This is a genomic window from Methanobrevibacter sp. UBA212 (genome assembly GCF_905233225.1).
GTDB lineage: Archaea > Methanobacteriota > Methanobacteria > Methanobacteriales > Methanobacteriaceae > Methanocatella.
In genome coordinates this window covers 1-3564 of sequence record NZ_CAJODJ010000074.1, presented here as the reverse complement: position 1 = coordinate 3564, position 3564 = coordinate 1, and the positions used below count along the sequence as shown (strand labels likewise).

At 35.8% G+C, this 3564-nt stretch carries 4 protein-coding genes; all 4 read left to right on the top strand.

Going from position 1 to position 3564, the window contains the following annotated elements; genetic code table 11:
* The first annotated feature begins 125 nt into the window (after positions 1-125).
* The 4 genes from QZ138_RS11285 (at position 126) to rfbB (ending at position 3268) form a co-directional block, all read left to right on the top strand.
* A complete protein-coding gene (locus QZ138_RS11285) occupies positions 126-608 on the top strand; it encodes a hypothetical protein (protein WP_292889112.1) in 483 nt (160 codons plus the stop codon).
* 214 nt (positions 609-822) lie between these two features.
* Entirely contained in the window at positions 823-1689 is an 867-nt protein-coding gene (rfbA, locus tag QZ138_RS11280; RefSeq protein ID WP_292889111.1) for a glucose-1-phosphate thymidylyltransferase RfbA, read from the top strand.
* A 5-nt stretch (positions 1690-1694) separates the two neighbouring features.
* Positions 1695-2252, top strand: a complete 558-nt coding sequence (gene rfbC / locus QZ138_RS11275) for a dTDP-4-dehydrorhamnose 3,5-epimerase (RefSeq protein WP_292889110.1) — start codon at positions 1695-1697, stop codon at positions 2250-2252.
* 8 nt (positions 2253-2260) lie between these two features.
* Entirely contained in the window at positions 2261-3268 is a 1008-nt protein-coding gene (gene rfbB, locus QZ138_RS11270) for a dTDP-glucose 4,6-dehydratase (protein WP_292889109.1), read from the top strand.
* Positions 3269-3564 lie beyond the last annotated feature (296 nt).

The following is a 3564-nucleotide window of genomic DNA, read 5'->3' as shown; positions in this document are numbered from 1 at the left end:
ACGAAGGGTTAAAAACACTAAAAACAGAACCTAGGGGACCTAGGGGATAGCTTAGAATATTTCCATTCATATAGAATGGATTACCTAAGAATCTCCGACATCTACAGGTCGGAGAGGTTCAAGGCGTGTATATACCAGTATCCAATAACTGTATAAATGTCAGCGAGGCTTATGGGGCTAATCAACCTGCAAATGAAAGTGGAGTTTTTGATACAGATAATTACCCGTATTATGTCTTTAAGGATCTTTGCACTCGATGTGTGGGACCGGAAAACTACAAAATCTACGGTCAGCCTGTTCAAGCATACTGGCATGAAGCGGAAAGCAACATGTTCTCCGGAATGAGCAAGGTAATCGAACATGCGCAGAAAATCAAGGATAATAACACCCGGGCAAGTTATATCACTTCATACTGCAATGATATGCAGACCAAAGCATTCAAAGACGGCAAGCAGATGCTGAACGATGTTGTTTGGACACAAAGCTATAATAGTAATACCTTTAAAATACAACGCAATCCCAAAACCCATCAAATGACCGGCGAAAAGGTAGTAATTCCACCAATGGAAGTAAAACTTAATGCATCAGAATATGGAAATGTTCCTTAAATGCCTAGTGCAACTAATAGAAGTTCAATTATCGTATGTATTTCTGAAATGCGGTAATTGAATTCATAATACATTAAGGAATCTTATTTCCTTCTTTTTTCTTTTTTTTAAGAGATCATAACTATTATTGAATATAAAATTTTTTTGTTAAATTAGTTATTTATAGCATGTTAAATATAATATAAATTAATAATATAATTTGGGAGAGAGTCGTATGAAAGGTATAGTGCTTGCAGGTGGTTCCGGAACTCGTCTTTATCCAATTACAAAGGCGGTTTCCAAGCAATTGTTACCACTTTATGATAAACCAATGATTTATTATCCTATTTCTGTCTTAATGCTTGCAGGAATTAAAGAAATATTGATTATATCTACTCCTAGAGATTTACCAATGTATAAAGATTTGCTCGGCGACGGATCCGGCTTGGGAATTAAATTTGAATATGAGGTTCAGGAAAATCCCAACGGTCTTGCAGAAGCGTTCATCATAGGTGAAGAGTTTATTGGAAACGATAATGTTGCACTCATTTTAGGGGACAACATATTTCATGGCCACAGGTTCACCGAAATACTTGAAAGGGCAACTAACATTGAGGAAGGAGCAGTTATATTCGGTTATTACACCAACAATCCCGAAGCATTTGGCGTAGTGGAATTTGATGATGAATGGAACGTACTGTCAATTGAAGAAAAACCAGAAAAACCAAAATCTAATTATATCGTACCCGGTCTGTATTTCTATGACAATGATGTAATTGAAATAGCCAAAAACGTAAAGCCTTCAGACAGGGGAGAGGTTGAAATCACCTCTGTCAACGAGGAATATCTAAATCGTGGAAAACTGAAAGTAGAGCTTCTGGGTAGGGGTATGGCCTGGCTTGATACAGGAACTCATGAAGGGCTTCTTGAAGCGGCAAACTTCATAGAAACAGTTCAGAAAAGACAAAGCTTATACATTGCATGCCTTGAAGAGATTGCATATCTTAAAGGATATATTGGTGAAGAAGAATTATTGAAAACTGCTGAAGAGCTTAAAAAAACCGATTATGGAGAATATTTATTTAATTTAGCTAAAAGATGATTATTATGGGAAAATTTAAATTCACAGAAACTGGTATTGAAGACATGTTTGTGGTGGAGCCTACTGTCTTTGAAGACAACAGAGGATACTTTATGGAAACCTTCCATGAAAATGATTTTAAACAAGCAGGTCATGACTTGACTTTCGTTCAGGACAACCAATCAAAATCCTCAAAAGGTGTTCTTAGAGGCCTGCATTTACAGTTAAACTATCCACAGGGGAAGTTGGTCCGTGTTATTAAAGGTGAAGTCTTTGATGTTGGAGTGGATTTAAGGGGGGATTCACCGACTTATGGAAAATGGTATGGTGAAATACTGTCTGAAGAGAATAAAAAGCAGATATATATTCCTCCTAAATTTGCCCATGGGTTTTTAGTATTGTCAGATGAAGCAGAATTCGTTTACAAATGCACAGAATTTTACCACGGCGAAGATGAAAGCGGAATAAAATGGGATGATGAAGACATTGGGATTGACTGGCCATTGGATGGAATCGATGAGATAATATTATCTGATAAAGATAAAGAATTGAAAAGCTTTAAAGAGGCTAAAATTAAATATTAGTGATTATTATGACAAATATTCTAGTTACAGGTGGAGCAGGTTTTATTGGAAGTAATTTTGTAAGATACATGGTCAACAAATACTCCGATTACCATATCATAAATTTGGATGCATTAACCTATTGCGGAAACCTTGAAAACCTGAAAGATATTGAGGATAAAGACAATTACACCTTTGTTAAAGGCGATATTAGAGACAAAGATGTTGTGGACGATTTAGTTAAAGAATGTGATTATGTTATTAACTTTGCTGCTGAAAGCCATGTTGACAGAAGCATTACAGACCCTGAAATATTTATTAAATCAAATGTATTGGGCACACAGGTTCTTTTGAATGCAGCAAAGGAATACGGCGTTGATAAATACATCCAAATTTCTACTGATGAGGTTTATGGTACCTTAGGCAAGACCGGATACTTTACAGAAACCACTCCTTTACAGCCTAACAGTCCATATTCAGCTTCTAAAGCGGGTGGAGATTTGATTACAAGAGCATATTTTGAAACCTTTGATTTGCCTATAAATATAACTCGCTGTTCAAACAATTATGGGCCTTATCAGTTTCCAGAGAAATTAATCCCATTGATGATTTCAAACACTCTTGAGGATAAGAAATTGCCGGTTTATGGCGATGGAAAAAACATCAGGGACTGGTTGCATGTGCATGACCATTGTACAGCCATTGATCTGGTTTTGCATGAGGGCAAGCTCGGTGAAGTTTACAATATTGGCGGCAACAACGAAAAGGAAAACATCTACATCGTTAAGCTAATACTTGAAACCTTGGGCAAGGACGAGTCATTAATTGAATTCGTAACTGACCGTTTGGGTCATGACAGGCGTTATGCAATCGATTCAAGTAAAATTCAAAACGAATTGGGCTGGAGTCCTGATTATACCTTTGAAGTCGGTATTAAGGAGACAATCCAATGGTATTTGGATAACGATGATTGGACAAATCAGGTTAAAAGCGGCCAATATCAGGATTATTATCAAATTAGTGAAAGAATACTCTGACCTCTTTTAGGTCGGAGATGAATTTCACAAAAAAGACACAGAGTCATTTTTTCAATCAATATTTTTTGAATATTTACTTTTCAAATGCTCTCTCACTTTGTTTATATAATTTGTATAGTCATATATATTTTTTGTAGTGTTTAAAAAATCTTTTAATGGTTTTTTTATTAGTTATTAGGTGTGTGTTTTATTTATGTCTGAGGTTTTGAGTTGTAAATGTGGTATTAATCCTAATTGGGATTTGAAGATTGCTTTTTGGGATGCTTTTGGAGCTTCACGTTTTGTTAGCAATAACG

Bases quoted from the DNA above. Each gene is read 5' to 3' on its own strand.
- rfbA (WP_292889111.1), top strand. From the start codon at position 823: ATGAAAGGTATAGTGCTTGCAGGTGGTTCCGGAACTCGTCTTTATCCA.
- rfbB (WP_292889109.1), top strand. From the start codon at position 2,261: ATGACAAATATTCTAGTTACAGGTGGAGCAGGTTTTATTGGAAGTAAT.
- rfbC (WP_292889110.1), top strand. From the start codon at position 1,695: ATGGGAAAATTTAAATTCACAGAAACTGGTATTGAAGACATGTTTGTG.